This window comes from Mucilaginibacter boryungensis (assembly GCF_015221995.1).
In the GTDB taxonomy this organism is placed as follows: Bacteria; Bacteroidota; Bacteroidia; order Sphingobacteriales; family Sphingobacteriaceae; genus Mucilaginibacter; species Mucilaginibacter boryungensis.
In genome coordinates this window covers 192,182-207,246 of the sequence record NZ_JADFFM010000002.1, presented here as the reverse complement: position 1 = coordinate 207,246, position 15,065 = coordinate 192,182, and the positions used below count along the sequence as shown (strand labels likewise).

The following is a 15,065-nucleotide window of genomic DNA, read 5'->3' as shown; positions in this document are numbered from 1 at the left end:
TATACTTATATAAATACCAGTATATTTAACCATCTGAAATAGCACCGGACGATATTTTCCGCAGGGCGATTTTATAATGAAAAAACTTGTATTATATACTGCCTACATTTTCACCATGCTTTTTATAGCTGCAGGCTGCAAGAAGGACGATTCGGTGGAAAAGAAGGAAGAAAGTAAAATAGTGCAAAGTGCTATCGCCGGTGTTAATGGCCCCACCAGCGGTAAAGTAAATAAAACACTGACCTTTAGTGTAGTGTGGCAAAATGCAGATGGCACGCTGAAGTTTGACCATTTGAAGGATTCTACTATCGCTACCACCAAAATTATTCGCCTGTTTGCTTTAACCAACGTAACAGACACATTGGCTACTGTTAAAGGGTCAAACACAGTTTCCTATAAGTTCAAAGCAGATAGCGCAGGTACCTACTACCTCAAATTCTACCGTGCCGATAATTCAGACAAATCGGCCATTATTGATACGGTGGTTATTAAATAATTTCCGGCTAAACGAAATTTCTTTTCGGTCAAAACTAAAATGACAAGCTGATAACATGGCTAATGTTAAAATATCAGCCGGGTTTTATAGGTTTGCCGCATGGCTAATGTATTAGATAATCCCGCATGGAACGCATTGTTATCAGGTAACCAATCCCTGGCTTTTGGTAGCCTTGATGTGAAGTTTTTCGATAAGTCGGTTTCTCCTTTTGTGGGCCTGCGGGATAATTCTGACGCCAATTTCAGCGAGTTATTGGAATTGCTTCCCCACAACGGCCCGGCTGGTTTTATATCGCCTGTTGAACGGGAAATACCTGCGGCATGGCAGATTTTAAACCATATCAAATGCTATCAAATGGTTTATAACGGCGACGTTAAGCCACTACAGAAAAATATCAGTCTTGTTCCTTTAACCGAAGAACATATCCCGCAAATGATGGCTTTAACCAAGCTAACAAATCCCGGGCCGTTCGCCGAGCGCACTATAGACTTTGGCCATTATTATGGCATTTTTGATAATGATAACCTGGTAGCCATGACCGGTCAGCGCATGAACCCGCTACCCTATGCGGAGATCAGTGCGGTTTGTACCCACCCCGATCATTTGGGGAAAGGCTATGCGCAGCAATTATTGAATTTTCATATCAATAGAATAATGCAAGAGGGAAATATTCCTATGTTGCATGTCCGCACTGATAATGACCGCGCAGTTGAAGTTTACAAGAAAGTCGGGTTTGAGATTAGACGGGAACTACAATTTTATATTATAAAGAGACAGGATGGGGTTTAAGTCCATCCTGTTTCTTTTATTATGTCGATTCTTGAATCTATCTTATCTCCACGCTTTAAACTGATTGATCAATCCATTGGTTGATGCATCGTGGGTGCTGATCTCTTCGCCGCCTTTTAATTCGGGGAGTATTTTGCCGGCTAACTGTTTGCCAAGTTCTACGCCCCATTGGTCAAAGCTATAGATGTTCCAGATAATGCCCTGTACAAATATCTTATGCTCATACATGGCTATAAGCGAACCCAAACTGCGCGGAGTTATCTTTTTAACCAATATGGAATTGGTAGGGCGGTTGCCCTCAAAAACTTTAAATGGTGCCAGCTTCTCAATTTCTTCAGCGCTTTTTCCGCTGGCTTTTAATTCGGCTACCACTTCATCATAAGTTTTGCCATTCATCAACGCTTCGGTTTGGGCAAAGAAATTTGACAGCAGCATAGTATGGTGTTCGCCCAGCGGGTTATGAGATTGTGCGGGTGCTATAAAATCGCAGGGGATCAGTTTGGTTCCCTGGTGTATCAATTGATAAAACGCATGCTGACCGTTAGTGCCCGGCTCGCCCCAAATAATGGGCCCGGTTTGATATTCGATGGGTTTACCGTTACGGTCGGTTGATTTACCGTTGCTTTCCATATCCCCTTGCTGAAAATAAGCAGCAAAACGGTGCATGTACTGGTCGTATGGTAAAATAGCTTCGGTCTCGGCTTCAAAAAAGTTGTTATACCAAATGCCAACCAGCGCCAAAATAACCGGGATGTTTTCTTCCAGCTCGCTTGTGCGGAAATGGTTATCCATGGCATGCGCGCCGGCAAGCAATTCCCGGAAATTATCAAACCCAATGCTTAACGCAATGGAAAGCCCAATAGCGCTCCATAACGAGTAGCGGCCGCCAACCCAATCCCAAAACACAAACATATTAGCCGTATCAATACCAAATTCCTCAACCGCTTTGCTATTGGTTGATAGTGCTGCGAAATGTTTAGCTACATCGGCCTCTTTAGCACCGGCAGCCAGGAACCAATCGCGGGCGCTGTGCGCATTGGCCATCGTTTCCTGCGTAGTAAAGGTTTTACTGGCAATCAGAAACATGGTAGTTTCCGGATTTAACCCTTTTAGTGTTTCCACGATATGCGTACCGTCAACGTTGGATACAAAATGTAGGTTAAGGCGGGTTTTGTAAGGTTTTAATGCCTCGGTAACCATCACCGGCCCTAAGTCTGAACCACCAATGCCGATATTAACCACATCCGTAATTTGCTTGCCGGTAAAACCCTTCCAGCTGCCGGAAATTACGGCTTCGCTAAAAGTTTTCATTTGTTGCAGCACGGCATTTACCTCGGGCATTACATCTTTCCCATCCACTAAAACAGGTGTGTTGCTTTGGTTACGCAGGGCAGTATGCAATACCTGGCGGCCTTCGGTAGCGTTTATCTTATCACCGTCGAACATTGCAGACACTGCATCATTTAGCCTACACTCCCTGGCCAATTGAATCAACAGTGCAAGGGTTTCGTCGGTAATCCGGTTCTTGGAATAATCGACCAGGATGTCTTCAAATTGTAAAGAAAATTTCGTGAAACGATCGTTATCCGCTTTAAAAAGGGCTTTAAGATCAATCGATGCAATATCAATGAAATGATCGGTTAAATATTTATAGGCTTTGGTGGTGGTGAAATCAATATTTGGCAGCATAGTTGATGTATTTATATCAAATGTAATATTTAATGCTTGAACCGGCATTAATGTTTTCAAAATCTGACACTGTACGTTTAACCGGCCAAATTTATGTGATGGTTATACCTGTATGCTAAGTGTTTGATTAACACCATTTCTAAGTGTAGTGCGAACACTTTACCATAGTGTTTATAATACACCACAAAATTTGCGAGAATTTAAATTTTTTTTAATATATATTTTGAATATTAAAATCTTTAATTGCTATATTTGTCGTATTGATAAATAAATGTAGTTTTTGTAATCATTTTATTAATCAGCATAAAAACACAAAGAAGCCATGTTTGAAAAACTGTTTTTGCTTGTAAAAAATAACGCCGGGACGGCTGTTATTAACAATCCGGTAATTGCTGCTAAGGATCGTGACGCGGTGATCATTGAAGCTTCCAGCTCCATCATCGAGGTTTTAAAAAGCCAGATGGAGAGCGGAAAATTAAATGATCTGGTCCGATTTTTTAAGTATTCGGGTATTTACAGCACAGCATTAATAGCAAGTGTGGTTAACCGCTTTGCTAATAAGCTGAACAATTTTTACGGTATTGAACCCGAAGCTGCACACAACACAGCCGAAATGCTGATACCTGGGGTATTGCAACAATTGATATCGCAATCAAAAAGCGGAGAGGAAGCAGAATTTGCCCTGGGCAATATGTTATCGAACCTTAATGGTAACCGCGCCGACCTAAGCATGCTGGTAAACAGTATGATGGTAGCTTAGTCCTTTAGATTAAACAACTTATATACAGCCCTGCGGTTTACCGCGGGGCTTTTTTGTTTTTGTTATTTGCTACGCTGTATGAGTTGTTGTTAGTTGCGTTAGGGATAGGAGCGGATACCGACCTGTGGCTAAGGCCTGGTGCAGTATAAGAGGATAGCCCGGCCGAAGGCAACGCCCGGATTTGTTTTTGAAAAGCGTTGCCAACATTGCATACTTACACATGCGCACATTTGCTATATTTGCCATTATGACTAAAGAACAAGTTCAGGATTTAAGGGATAGAGCAGTTTCCCTGAGGAGGCATCTTTGACATCGATAAAAAGCTCGATCTGCTTGCCAAAGAACAGGAAATAACCCTTGGCCCACACTTTTGGGACCATCCGAAAGAGGCCGAGAAGGTGCTGGCCTCTATAAAAACCAAAAAAGTTTGGACAGACCAATATCAAAAACTCGTATCGATACTTGATGATATGGCTGTAATGTTCGAATTTTTCCAAAGTGGCGATGCTACCGAGGCCGAAATGAAAGAACAGTACGATATGGCTGTTAAGGCTACCGAAGAACTGGAGTTTAAAAATATGCTCTCGGCCGAGGAAGACCAGTTAAACGCCGTACTGCAAATTACCGCCGGTGCCGGTGGTACCGAAAGCTGCGACTGGGCCGGAATGCTGATGCGGATGTATATTATGTGGGGCGAGAAGAACGGCTATAAGGTTAGTGAACAGGACTTTCAGGAAGGTGATGTGGCGGGTATAAAAACCGTAACACTACAGTTTGAAGGCGATTTTGCTTACGGTTACCTTAAGGGCGAAAATGGCGTGCACCGCCTGGTGCGGATTTCTCCATTTGATTCGAATGCTAAGCGGCATACTTCTTTTGCTTCGGTATATGTGTACCCGTTAGTGGATGATACCATTGAAATTGAAATTAACCCTGCGGACGTAGAGTTTGAAACATTCCGTTCAGGCGGTGCCGGTGGACAAAACGTTAACAAGGTGGAAACCGCCGTGCGTTTGTATCACAAGCCATCGGGTATTATCATCAAAAACCAGGAATCGCGCTCGCAATTGCAGAATAAGGATAACGCCATGCGTTTGCTAAAATCGCAATTGTATGAAATTGAGATGCGCAAGCGACAGGAAACCACCAATGCTATTGAGGGCAACAAAAAGAAGATAGAATGGGGCAGCCAGATACGCAACTATGTGTTGCATCCATACAAACTGGTTAAGGATTTACGTACCGACCATGAAACATCCAACGCGCAAGCCGTGCTGGATGGCGACCTGGACGAGTTCCTGAAAGCTTACCTGATGGAGTTCGGCGGTTCTAAATAATAGAATAATTAACCACAGAGAACACAAAGACTTTTCACAAAGGCCGCAAAGAATTAATTTTGTACACTGTGCAAATCTCAGTGTCCTTTGTGGTTTCTTCCTTTGTGTCCTTTGTGGTTAAATTTTTAATTCGCTATTTTAGAACGCCCAATAAACCATTTACCATGAAGAAGTTATTATTACCATTGCTGATGTTATTAACTGTAACCGCATTTGCCCAGGAGAAGGCGATAAAGCTATATCCAAACGGTGTACCCAATAGCAAACCCGCCCCGGCAGATTATGTAGAAGACGATTCCAACAATCATGCAAGATTAGTTACCGACCCTACAATTACCCCATACCTGCCCGACAAGGGCAAAGCTACCGGTACTGCCGTGGTAGTATGCCCCGGCGGCGGTTATTCGGGATTAGCTATAGACCACGAAGGCTGGGCTATAGCTAAAAAATTTAACGAAATTGGCGTAACAGCTTTTGTGCTGAAATACCGCTTGCCGAGTGATAAAATAATGGTTGACAAAACTATCGGCCCGTTACAGGATGCGCAGCGCGCTATACAGATCATCCGAGAGCGCGCCGCCGAATGGGGTGTTGACCCGGCTAAGGTGGGCATTATTGGCTTTTCAGCCGGTGGGCATTTAGCTTCAACAACCGAAACCCATTTTGATAAAGTGGTAATTGATAACCCTAAAAATACCAGCGTACGTCCTGATTTCGCATTGCTGCTATACCCGGTAATTACCTTTGGCAATTTGGCCCACCGTGGCTCGCAAGTAAACCTTACCGGTAAGGATGCGCCTAAAGAACTGATAGACCTATACAGTAACGAGAAACAGGTGACCCCAAATACCCCGCCTACATTTATTGTACACGCCGAAGATGATAAAACCGTGCCTGTACAAAATAGTCTGATGTTTTACGAAGCCCTGTTGGCCAATAAAGTAAAGGCCGAAATGCATATTTATCAGGCGGGTGGCCATGGCTTTGGCTTAAACAACAAAACCACCCCCGACCAGTGGTTCGACCGCTGCGCTAACTTTTTAAAACAGAACGGATTTTAATTAAACTATGTCATTTCGACCAACGGGAGAAATCTTATAAATGCGGACAGTTTCACGTAGAAGATTTCTCCTCATTCGAAATGACATGTATTTATAAATGCCTAATCAATGTCCAATATTCCCTTCCAAACCATCAACTGGGATAATATCTCTAAAGAGGAACGCCCCGGCGAAACAGGTACCTCCTGGTGGCAGGTGCTGCAATTGCCCGGCTTACGCATCCGCATAGTGGAATATAGTGCGGGTTACCTGGCCGACCATTGGTGCCGGAAAGGCCACATTGTACATTGCCTGGAAGGCGCCTTTGAAAGTGAAATGGCAACGGGCGAAGTGTTTAGGATGGAAAAAGGCATGACCTATGTCGTATCCGATGAATTAAGTTCACACCGGTCGGTTTCTAAAGAAGGAGTGAAGCTGCTGATAATAGACGGTGACTTTTTGAAACTGAAATAAGCTTGCATTATCAGTTATGAAAACCAAGGATATACTTAAAGATATTTTACTGATAGTTTTAGGGATATTTTGTGCCGGTATGGGGCTGAAAGGTTTCCTGCTACCCAGTCATTTTATTGATGGCGGCGTCACCGGGATATCGTTATTAGTGGCCGATATTACTGACCTACCTATAGCCATTCTTATTTTTATAATAAACGTACCATTTTTATGGCTGGGTTATCGCAAACTTGGGAAAATGTTCGCACTGAAAAGTACGCTTGCTATAGCTGGGCTGTCCCTTTGCCTGGCATTTGTACAATACCCCGATGTTACCCCCGATAAACTACTGACGGCAGTATTTGGTGGCGTTTTTTTAGGTGCAGGAGTAGGCCTGTCCATACGCGGAGGAGCTGTGCTTGATGGTACTGAAATAGCAGCCTTACTGGTCAGCAAAAAAACACAGGTAGTAAAAGTAAGCGATGTGATATTGATACTGAATGTATTGATATTTGGTGTAGCCGCATTTTTATTAGGTATTGAAGCAGCTTTGTATTCTATCCTTACTTACCTGGCGGCTTCAAAAATGATAGACTTTATTTTGAACGGGATAGAGCAGTATACGGGCATTACCGTAGTATCTGTTAAAAGTGAGAAAATAAGAATAGCGATCACCGAAAATCTCGGCCGTGGGGTAACGATATACCAGGGCAAACATGGGTATGGCAAAGACGGCCTGATCAACGACCCGCGCGATATTATCTTCACGGTAGCTACCCGTTTAGAAATACCAGCCATAAAAAAACTGGTATTAAGTATCGATCCCAAGGCCTTCATTGTTCAGCAAAGCATCGATGATACTACTGGCGGACTGCTCAAGCGGAAAGGGCTCCACTAACCGTGCCTCATCCTGAAATTGTTTCAGGGTTTCCCTTAGGACAAGAAACCGGCATGATGGGATGCCGAAACAAGTTCGGCTGACGTTATAATTCTTTGCTTACGATATCCAGCAACTCATTCAATTCCCTTACTTTATCGGTTGATCCTAATGCCTCATAGGCACTAATGAGGTTGCGCAAAATGCGTTTGATAATATCAGTATTGCTGCAGGGTTCGTAAAATTGTTTCTCAGCTTTCAGGTTCAGCTGTTTCAGGAACATATCCACATCGCGCCGCCCGAAGATAAAGCCCTTGTTGAAGGCATTAATATAGAATAGGATGCCTCCTTCAAATTCACTTTCCAGACTTTCATCAACATAGGCCAAAATAAAATGCTGCGGCAGGTTAACGCCATAAATAGGTATATCCAACTTTTGGGCAATAATGGAATAAATTATAGCCAGCGATATCTGGTTCCCTTTTTTGGTTTCCAGCACCTGGCTTAAATAACTATTTTGAGGGTCCTGATGATTGGCCGTATTGCCGCTGAACCCATGGATACTATACAGCACATGGTTGATCAGTTTTACATGCTCGGCCGGACTGGCGTCGTATATCATTTGCAGCCAGATATCACGCTTAATGGCCTCTATCTGGTTAATTATCTTCTGCTCATCAAGGTCGGGGTATTGGTATTTGTTAAGTATCAGTGCGCCTTGCAGCAGGTCGAATGCGCCACCCTGGTGCCAAAGCTGCAACTCGGTTTTTAACGTACCAAACTGGATTTCATGCACCAGGTTGGCAATACGGTCCTGCTGTATAGGGTCGAAAGCTTTTTCAAAAGCATTTTCCAGGTATTCAATTACCTCGCTGCCGTACGATTTTAGCTTATCATGCACATGCTCAAATATCTCCGCATCCGGGTCATCCAGCAAACGTATCAACGATTCTATTTCTTTACTATTCTCTATCATTCTTAGTCCCAACCAAAAATATTAATAATTTTACCGCATGTTAAATATAAGGTTCGCGTATGATTACCTGATGCACAAATTAACTGCCAAAAGCAGGCATGGCGTACACTCGCCTTTTGTGTACAGGCTGGTTGATGAGGTAATTTACGATTTTTCTGAAAAAGAAATATACGGCAAAATTGAAAATGCCAGAAAAAGACTGCTTAATGACAATCATACCATCACCGTAACCGATTTGGGCGCAGGCTCGCACCTCAATAAAAACCGCGAAAAGCAGGTGAGCACTATCGCCAAAAACGCGCTGAAATCGCCGCGATTGGCACAACTTATTTACAGGCTGGCGGCAGATGCAAAACCTGAAACCCTAATAGAATTGGGCACCTGCTTAGGCATTACCACCCTATATTTAAATAACGCGGCACCCCAGGCCGAAACCTTTACACTGGAGGGTTGCCCCCAAACCGCCGCGGTAGCCGGAAATGTTTTTAAACAAGAGCACGCCACACATATTGAACAAATAGTAGGCAACTTTGACGATACCTTATCACCACTCATCAACAACCTGCCGCAACTGGATTTTGTGTATGTAGACGGCAACCACCAAAAGGAAGCTACGCTGCGTTACTTTGAATGGTGCCTGCCTAAAGTGCACGAAGGCACGCTGCTGATATTCGACGACATCTACTGGAGCGAAGGCATGAAAGAAGCCTGGGCACAAATAAAAGCACATCCACAGGTTACTGTAACCGTCGACCTGTTTTGGATAGGCCTGGTGTATTTCAGAAAAGGGCAGGAGAAGGAAGATTTTAAGGTGAAGTTTTAGAGGAATATGCAAATGTGCGGATATGAAGATGTGCAAATGATTATGTAATCTTACTTATGCGTAAAATTATATTTATAATATTTTCAGTTATCATTTTAGGATTTATTGGGCGATGTATTTATATGGTTGCGTGTGTTAGTTGTACTATACCGCATATAAAAGATTACGAGTATGCCGGAAGACTGACGAAGTTTGAGTCAGGGTTGCATAACCAAATTCACGATCATAAAGATATATCGTTTAAAAATATGGATACCGTAGGCGATAAGGACACCGGCTACGCATATGATATAAACATACAGTTTAAAGATAGCTTATTATATAATTTGAGATATGAGGCCATTTCAAACAATAAAATAGTAATTGGTTTAATTGGAGCGCTCGATCTGAAAACAAATAAGGGCGGATATGGAATTAAAGCAGATGGAATGAATGAACTACTGAAAGAGTTTGATAGGCGAGTGTTAAGACCATTAAAAGATGAGCAGCATATCGAATTAAAGGCTAAATGATCTAATAATTAAGTCGACGGAGCATTTTACATGGTATCCGGATGCCATTACGGCTTTAGCTGCTTCTTAAAGAAATCAATCACCACCGCATCAGCTTCACTGGGATAAACGTGACCACCCGGATGCAGGTACCAAACAAATGGGGTGCCTATAGCTGATGGGTATTCCGTAGCATATTCGCTGATCTTCTGGCCGGTTTGCTGGCATTTATTTAATTTGAGCAGGTAATTACAGGTCATACGCTGCCAGGCGGGTTTCACCAGCGGGTCGGTTTCGCCCATAATGTGCAGGGCTGGTTTTGGCTTTAACAACGGCATCAGTTTGGCCGCTACCGCTGATGAGGGCGCTACAGCAGCAAATACATCACCGCGCATGGCCCATAACAGGTACGTGAACCCGCCACCATTGGAATGACCGGTTACATAAATACGTTTATCGTCAATTTTATAATCTTTTTTAAGCGTTTGCAGCATAGCGTCAAAAAACTTCAGGTCGCTATTGGTGGTATCAGCCGCCATTTGCCAGCCGGGCAGTTTGCCCTCCGGATCGGTCAGCGCGCCCACCGTTTTTAAACCCTGCGGACAAATAAAAATAGCCTCGGGCCAAAGCTTATCAAACCTGCGCCCATTATACATGTGCTGCATAGTGCCGCCATGCCCGTGGTAAGCAAAAATAATAGGTGTAGGTTTCGTCTTAGCAGATACGGGGATATAAACCAATGCCTTACGTGTAACTCCGGCAACCCTCCACTCCAAAGTTTGGGGTTCGGTTTGAATGATGCGCGGTTTTACTTTTCCAAAAGTTAGGCACGTAACAAAGCAAAAACATGCTAATATGAAGATGCTGAAAAGTGATGACAGTTTGATTTTCATATGTTTAAGATACAAAAGTCTCAAGATGGTTTAATGCTCTGCTTGCACTCGTTACAAACGAGCGCAAGTTTATAATTTTACAGACAGGGTGGGAGTTATTTATTGTACAATCTGTACAAAAGTACCTTTTGTAAAAATCGCTAAAAAAGCGAAAGGCTTCCTAATTTGATATCTTTAAAATCTAAAAAAGGCTAAAAATCGCCAAAAAACTATTTGTTTTTTAACGTCGAAATGGGTATATTAAGGTAAATGTTCTTTGAGGGGTAAGTGAAATCAGGATCACTTGTAAATAGCCGTTTTGAACTTAAATAAGTATGTTTTAAAGAATTTTGGGCATAAAAATGCACAAAGTTCGATTAAATTCCAGCATGGTTTGCGGGCAAATTCGGTGGCTTTTTGATGCGGTTGATTTTTGAAGCCAAAAAGCGGCAAGTTTTAATTAAATGAGGTTGCAAGATAGTATAATTTAGCCGCAAGAATAAGCAATTATATACGTATCTAAAACGCTTCGCCCATACTAAAGTATACCCCGCTTTGCCTGGCTTCGCCGGCTACTTTTTGCCCAGCGCCATAATCCAGGCGAATGGTTAAACCTTTTTCCACATCAAAAAAGTAACGTAAACCGCCGCCATAGTTAGGCTTCAGGGTTGATAGGTCGGGCGATTTATTATAGACGGTGCCTCCCCCTACAAAACCTGCTACGGCAAAGCGGTTGCTAAAGCGGTAACGCAGTTCGGCTTGTCCGGCTATCATGTTGCGATCGCGGTAACGCCCATTGTAATAGCCGCGCATAAGTTCATCGCTGCCTAACGATGGCAGCAGGTAAAACGGCGACTGACTGCCGGTTAGGTTTTGGCTTTGTACATCAAATCCCAGCATAAGCCGTTTACTTAACGGGTTAAATTGGGATACTTCAACATTCAGCAGCCCTCCCTGATAACTGTTGTTGCTCCCCACACCCTGGAAAAAGTTGAAGTAGCTGGTGATAATGATACCGCGGGTGGTGTAGGTGTTATTATTGCGGGTATCAAATATTAATGCCGGCCCGGCTAACAGGCTGCCACCACCTGCCCGGTTTTGTATCTGGGGGTTAGTATCAAAAATACCGCCCGGGTTTTCATTGGTGAATTTATAATCGAAGGCACCGGCCATCAGGCCCAAGTAAATATACTTGCCAAATTTTTTGTCTGCTTCAAAGTTTAACTTAAAGCGTTTTTGGCCAAGGTGGTCCTTGTTGATTTTATAAGTATCTGGCCCTATGCCGTAAAAATCGAATGGGAAATTAATATAGCTTACAGATGCCAGGTAGCGCCAGGCATTGTGCGGTGCCCAGTAAGTAGTGCTTAGGCTAAGGCGGCTTTGGCCTTTGGTAGTAACCGTACCATAACCGAAGATGTTGGATACACGTGTGTCATTATGCACCGTATCGGTATAAAAGGAATACAAAGCCGAGCCGCCAACCTCTAAACCAGTCTCGGGTGCCGAACTGAATACGGGTAACAGGAAAAAGCTGCTGTGCTTGCTGCTATCGTTATTGAAGATTATTTTACGTACAAATTTGGGCAGCAGATTTTTTTGTGCGAATGCGGGAGTAGTGAATAATATAAAGACTAAAAGCGTAAGGAGTTTTTTCATGTTCAGATTTGGCAACTAAGATAAGGGCATTTTTGTTTTAAATATTAGATACCATCCAGGAACATAACATGCTGTGAGTAGCCCACGCTAAGATTTTATATTGTACAGACAAAACTCATATCAATGGCCGTTAGGGCGTAGTTACGGCTACCGGCAAAACCTTCCCATTAAAAAAACGGTGACCCGTCAGTGCGAAATCGGCAATGTATTTACCCATTTCAAAAGCCATTACCGGCGATTCGTACCCTGGGAAGGCCTGCTCCAGCATCTCGGTTTGCGCCGAACCCAGGGCCAGGCAGTTAACTTTTATTTGCCGCTCAGTTAATTCCAGCGCCAGGCATTCGGTAAGCGTATGTAAGGCAGCTTTGCTGGCCGAATAGGCAGATAACCCCTGGAACTTAACGCTGCCCTGGAAGCCGCCCATACTGCCAATGTTAACTATATGCGCGCCCTGTGCCATCAGCGGAATGGTGGCCTGTATCATACGTACATGGCCGATGTAGTTGCTTTGCAGCATTTCCACAAAGTCGGTCTCGTCCAAATCCATAAAGGGCTTGTTTACCAATATACCGGCGTTGTTGATCAGGATATCTATTTTACCATCAAAACGAGTTTGGATAAACTGCTGCAGGTCGTGGTAATCATCGTGCACAATATCAAACACAAGCGGGTACAGTATGCAATCGGGGTTTAAACCCAAGGCTATTTCCAGCAAACGTGTCAATTTATCCTGCGACCGTGCCAGCGCTATCACCTTGTGGTTGCCCGATAAGCACAATTCTAATACTGCCTCGAAACCTACGCCGCTGCTGGCGCCTGTTATAATGATGTTCATGGGGCTAATATATAAAACTATGTCATTTCGACCAGCATCAACGTTATCCGAACTTGTTTCTGGATTTTATAAGATAGGTAGCGACTTTGCAAATGGATGCCGAAACGAGTTCGGCATGGCGTTTTGTTACACCACCAATTTCTGTTCAACCGGGTGTTTAATCAGATAAAAACCATCGGTTATTAGTTTCTTCAATTCGGGCTCGTTGCCGGCTTTGTTTTCAAGGAAGTTGCGTATATCGGCTGCCAGTTGTGGTTCAATATCTTCGTGGTCCAATATCTCTAAAATTTCCATGGCGCATAACCAGTCGTCCTGGTGATGTTTTTCCAATTGCTCCCACACATTGCCTAAAAAGTCGTAATCTTTTTGTGTTTGACGACAATCGCGCACCTGCTGGTAAAGCTTGTGCAATTCCAGGGTGCGCGCATCGTACTGTATATGGTGTGTCCCGGTGTTCGATTTATAGCTGATCTCTTCAAAAGCCTCTTTGTCCGCTGCCCCGCAAAATACCGATATGATCAGTTCGCCGACTGCCATATCATATACTCCCCACGATGGGTCGAACAGGATATTGCCTTTGGCATCCTTCACGGTGCAATCCTTAAAAGTTATCAGTTGCAGTTTTCCATTATTAATTATTATTGATTTTACTTTGCCTGCCACACTAATGCCGCTTTCAAAATGAAGTTCAACTGTTTTGCCTTCCTGTATACCCGCTTCAAGGCGCTGTGTTTCATTAAAGTCTTCCAGGGGCAGATCCTTCCCCTTTAACTTGCCAACAGGCGAACTAAAGCCATCTTTATGGTAATCTTTACCATGACCTTTCAACTGTTTATTATCGTAGGCTAAAACTGTTGGCCCAGTAAATTTCAGGAACGATGGTGTGCCCTTGTCTTTCTTAAAATCGGTAACTGTACCACTAACCTGCAGGCCCGAGCTATAAACTACAGTGCAGGTATTTTTGCTTTCCATAGCTTTTTCAAGGCCGAACGTACCGCCTTTGCGAAAAGCCATTGTATTAGCAAACTCTTCAAGCACATCGATCAGGTTTTGGAAGGTGGGGGTTACAAACAGCTGCGGTTGTTGTTTGGTGATATCGTAGGTGTAATTTACTGCATCGATAGTATAAGGGATCTTCTTTACCTCGGGCAGCATACAGCTTACGCTTTCGCCAATGGACGAGAGTAAGCCTGCCCCGTATATTTTCGGATTGTCAAGCGTGCCTATCAGGCCATATTCTACTGTCCACCAATGCAGGCGACTTAATAAAGCCATTTCTGATGGTGCACCCATATTGTCCTGTCTATAAGCTACCAAATCTTCAGCCTTTTTAATTTCTTCAGGATTTGCGTCGGGCATTTCTTTCAGGATAGATAAGGCGCGGATAGCCTCGTACAGTTCAAAATCCTGCGCCGAGAACATGGCTTTGGCCCCGATAGAACCAAAGTAGCTCAGGTATTCGTGGTAATCCTTATCTGCAATAATAGGTGCATGCCCTGCCGATTCGTGGATAATATCTGGTGCAGGTGTATATTCAATATGTTTTAATTGGCGGATATCTGCCGCTATTACCAGCACCCGGTAGGCCTGGTATTCCATAAAGGCGGCAGGAGGGATAAAACCATCAACGGTAACCGCACCCCAGCCAATTTTAGCCAGCGCGTTATTCATATCCTGCAGGTTAGGGATTTTTTCTATCGTTAATCCGGCTTTTTCCAGTCCGGGGATATATGGATAGTAAGCCACATCCTTCAAATAACTGTAGTTTTGGCGCATTACATAGCGCCACACGGCATGGTCGATGGGTGTATAATGCTCGTAATGCTGATCTACAATAAATTGTTTTAAGTGCGCGGGCAACGCGGCAACCTGCGGATTATTAAAATCATTAAAACGGCTCATTTGGCTGGTCTGTGTTATACAAACACCAAGTTAAGCAAATGGTTGCGTAGCTTGCAAATTTCAGATCAT

15 protein-coding genes are annotated in these 15,065 nt (G+C 43.5%); 9 read left to right on the top strand and 6 right to left on the bottom strand.

Annotated elements, in window-relative coordinates; translation table 11 throughout:
• The first annotated feature begins 76 nt into the window (after positions 1-76).
• Together IRJ18_RS13745 and IRJ18_RS13740 are read left to right on the top strand one after the other, a co-directional pair.
• The gene (locus tag IRJ18_RS13745) at positions 77-496 is read left to right on the top strand and encodes a hypothetical protein (protein WP_194106894.1); all 420 of its coding nucleotides are present in this window, start codon (positions 77-79) and stop codon (positions 494-496) included.
• A gap of 99 nt (positions 497-595) precedes the next feature.
• Positions 596-1,285 carry a GNAT family N-acetyltransferase gene (locus IRJ18_RS13740; RefSeq protein WP_194106893.1) on the top strand — a complete coding sequence of 230 codons (690 nt, stop codon included), beginning with the start codon at positions 596-598 and terminating at the stop codon, positions 1,283-1,285.
• Between the two features lie 42 nt (positions 1,286-1,327).
• Here IRJ18_RS13740 and pgi read toward each other — a convergent pair whose 3' ends face one another.
• Positions 1,328-2,974: a glucose-6-phosphate isomerase gene (gene pgi / locus IRJ18_RS13735; protein WP_194106892.1), complete on the bottom strand. Its 1,647-nt coding sequence runs from the start codon at positions 2,972-2,974 to the stop codon at positions 1,328-1,330.
• 322 nt (positions 2,975-3,296) lie between these two features.
• On the opposite strand from pgi, the gene IRJ18_RS13730 reads away from it, so the two are divergent.
• From IRJ18_RS13730 to IRJ18_RS13710, 5 genes are all read left to right on the top strand, one after another.
• Entirely contained in the window at positions 3,297-3,734 is a 438-nt protein-coding gene (locus IRJ18_RS13730; protein ID WP_194106891.1) for a hypothetical protein, read from the top strand.
• Between the two features lie 247 nt (positions 3,735-3,981).
• A protein-coding gene (gene prfB, locus IRJ18_RS13725; RefSeq protein WP_194106890.1) for a peptide chain release factor 2 occupies positions 3,982-5,071 on the top strand; the annotation gives its coding sequence in 2 pieces (ribosomal slippage) (positions 3,982-4,041 and positions 4,043-5,071; 1,089 coding nt in all).
• Positions 5,072-5,235: 164 nt separating this feature from the next.
• On the top strand, positions 5,236-6,132 hold the full coding sequence (locus IRJ18_RS13720; protein WP_194106889.1) for an alpha/beta hydrolase: 897 nt from the start codon (positions 5,236-5,238) through the stop codon (positions 6,130-6,132).
• A 108-nt stretch (positions 6,133-6,240) separates the two neighbouring features.
• On the top strand, positions 6,241-6,585 hold the full coding sequence (locus IRJ18_RS13715) for a DHCW motif cupin fold protein (protein WP_194106888.1): 345 nt from the start codon (positions 6,241-6,243) through the stop codon (positions 6,583-6,585).
• A gap of 16 nt (positions 6,586-6,601) precedes the next feature.
• Positions 6,602-7,462, top strand: coding sequence for a YitT family protein (locus IRJ18_RS13710; protein WP_194106887.1), 861 nt, complete (start codon positions 6,602-6,604; stop codon positions 7,460-7,462).
• Positions 7,463-7,547: 85 nt separating this feature from the next.
• On the opposite strand, the gene IRJ18_RS13705 is transcribed toward IRJ18_RS13710, so the two are convergent.
• Positions 7,548-8,414 carry a transglutaminase-like domain-containing protein gene (locus IRJ18_RS13705; RefSeq protein WP_377094140.1) on the bottom strand — a complete coding sequence of 289 codons (867 nt, stop codon included), beginning with the start codon at positions 8,412-8,414 and terminating at the stop codon, positions 7,548-7,550.
• 40 nt (positions 8,415-8,454) lie between these two features.
• Here IRJ18_RS13705 and IRJ18_RS13700 point away from each other — a divergent pair, with 40 nt between their 5' ends.
• Positions 8,455-9,240: an O-methyltransferase gene (locus tag IRJ18_RS13700; protein ID WP_194106885.1), complete on the top strand. Its 786-nt coding sequence runs from the start codon at positions 8,455-8,457 to the stop codon at positions 9,238-9,240.
• A 248-nt stretch (positions 9,241-9,488) separates the two neighbouring features.
• The gene (locus IRJ18_RS13695; protein ID WP_194106884.1) at positions 9,489-9,752 is read left to right on the top strand and encodes a hypothetical protein; all 264 of its coding nucleotides are present in this window, start codon (positions 9,489-9,491) and stop codon (positions 9,750-9,752) included.
• A gap of 47 nt (positions 9,753-9,799) precedes the next feature.
• Here the strand turns inward: IRJ18_RS13695 and IRJ18_RS13690 are convergent, their stop codons facing one another.
• The 4 genes from IRJ18_RS13690 to IRJ18_RS13675 all read right to left on the bottom strand — a co-directional run bounded on the left by IRJ18_RS13690 (position 9,800) and on the right by IRJ18_RS13675 (position 14,996).
• Positions 9,800-10,624, bottom strand: a complete 825-nt coding sequence (locus IRJ18_RS13690; RefSeq protein WP_194106883.1) for an alpha/beta hydrolase family esterase — start codon at positions 10,622-10,624, stop codon at positions 9,800-9,802.
• A 498-nt stretch (positions 10,625-11,122) separates the two neighbouring features.
• Positions 11,123-12,259, bottom strand: coding sequence for a BamA/TamA family outer membrane protein (locus IRJ18_RS13685; RefSeq protein WP_194106882.1), 1,137 nt, complete (start codon positions 12,257-12,259; stop codon positions 11,123-11,125).
• A gap of 130 nt (positions 12,260-12,389) precedes the next feature.
• Positions 12,390-13,094 (bottom strand): SDR family NAD(P)-dependent oxidoreductase, encoded by a 705-nt coding sequence (locus IRJ18_RS13680; RefSeq protein WP_194106881.1) that lies wholly within the window; start codon positions 13,092-13,094, stop codon positions 12,390-12,392.
• Positions 13,095-13,220: 126 nt separating this feature from the next.
• The gene (locus IRJ18_RS13675; RefSeq protein WP_194106880.1) at positions 13,221-14,996 is read right to left on the bottom strand and encodes an aromatic amino acid hydroxylase; all 1,776 of its coding nucleotides are present in this window, start codon (positions 14,994-14,996) and stop codon (positions 13,221-13,223) included.
• Positions 14,997-15,065 lie beyond the last annotated feature (69 nt).

Excerpts from the sequence above, each read along its gene's own strand:
- IRJ18_RS13710 (WP_194106887.1), top strand. The coding sequence starts at position 6,602 with ATGAAAACCAAGGATATACTTAAAGATATTTTACTGATAGTTTTAGGG.
- IRJ18_RS13690 (WP_194106883.1), bottom strand. The coding sequence starts at position 10,624 with ATGAAAATCAAACTGTCATCACTTTTCAGCATCTTCATATTAGCATGT.
- IRJ18_RS13685 (WP_194106882.1), bottom strand. The coding sequence starts at position 12,259 with ATGAAAAAACTCCTTACGCTTTTAGTCTTTATATTATTCACTACTCCC.
- IRJ18_RS13745 (WP_194106894.1), top strand. The coding sequence starts at position 77 with ATGAAAAAACTTGTATTATATACTGCCTACATTTTCACCATGCTTTTT.
- IRJ18_RS13675 (WP_194106880.1), bottom strand. The coding sequence starts at position 14,996 with ATGAGCCGTTTTAATGATTTTAATAATCCGCAGGTTGCCGCGTTGCCC.
- IRJ18_RS13715 (WP_194106888.1), top strand. The coding sequence starts at position 6,241 with ATGTCCAATATTCCCTTCCAAACCATCAACTGGGATAATATCTCTAAA.
- IRJ18_RS13740 (WP_194106893.1), top strand. The coding sequence starts at position 596 with ATGGCTAATGTATTAGATAATCCCGCATGGAACGCATTGTTATCAGGT.
- IRJ18_RS13730 (WP_194106891.1), top strand. The coding sequence starts at position 3,297 with ATGTTTGAAAAACTGTTTTTGCTTGTAAAAAATAACGCCGGGACGGCT.
- IRJ18_RS13700 (WP_194106885.1), top strand. The coding sequence starts at position 8,455 with ATGTTAAATATAAGGTTCGCGTATGATTACCTGATGCACAAATTAACT.
- IRJ18_RS13695 (WP_194106884.1), top strand. The coding sequence starts at position 9,489 with ATGGATACCGTAGGCGATAAGGACACCGGCTACGCATATGATATAAAC.
- IRJ18_RS13680 (WP_194106881.1), bottom strand. The coding sequence starts at position 13,094 with ATGAACATCATTATAACAGGCGCCAGCAGCGGCGTAGGTTTCGAGGCA.
- IRJ18_RS13720 (WP_194106889.1), top strand. The coding sequence starts at position 5,236 with ATGAAGAAGTTATTATTACCATTGCTGATGTTATTAACTGTAACCGCA.
- pgi (WP_194106892.1), bottom strand. The coding sequence starts at position 2,974 with ATGCTGCCAAATATTGATTTCACCACCACCAAAGCCTATAAATATTTA.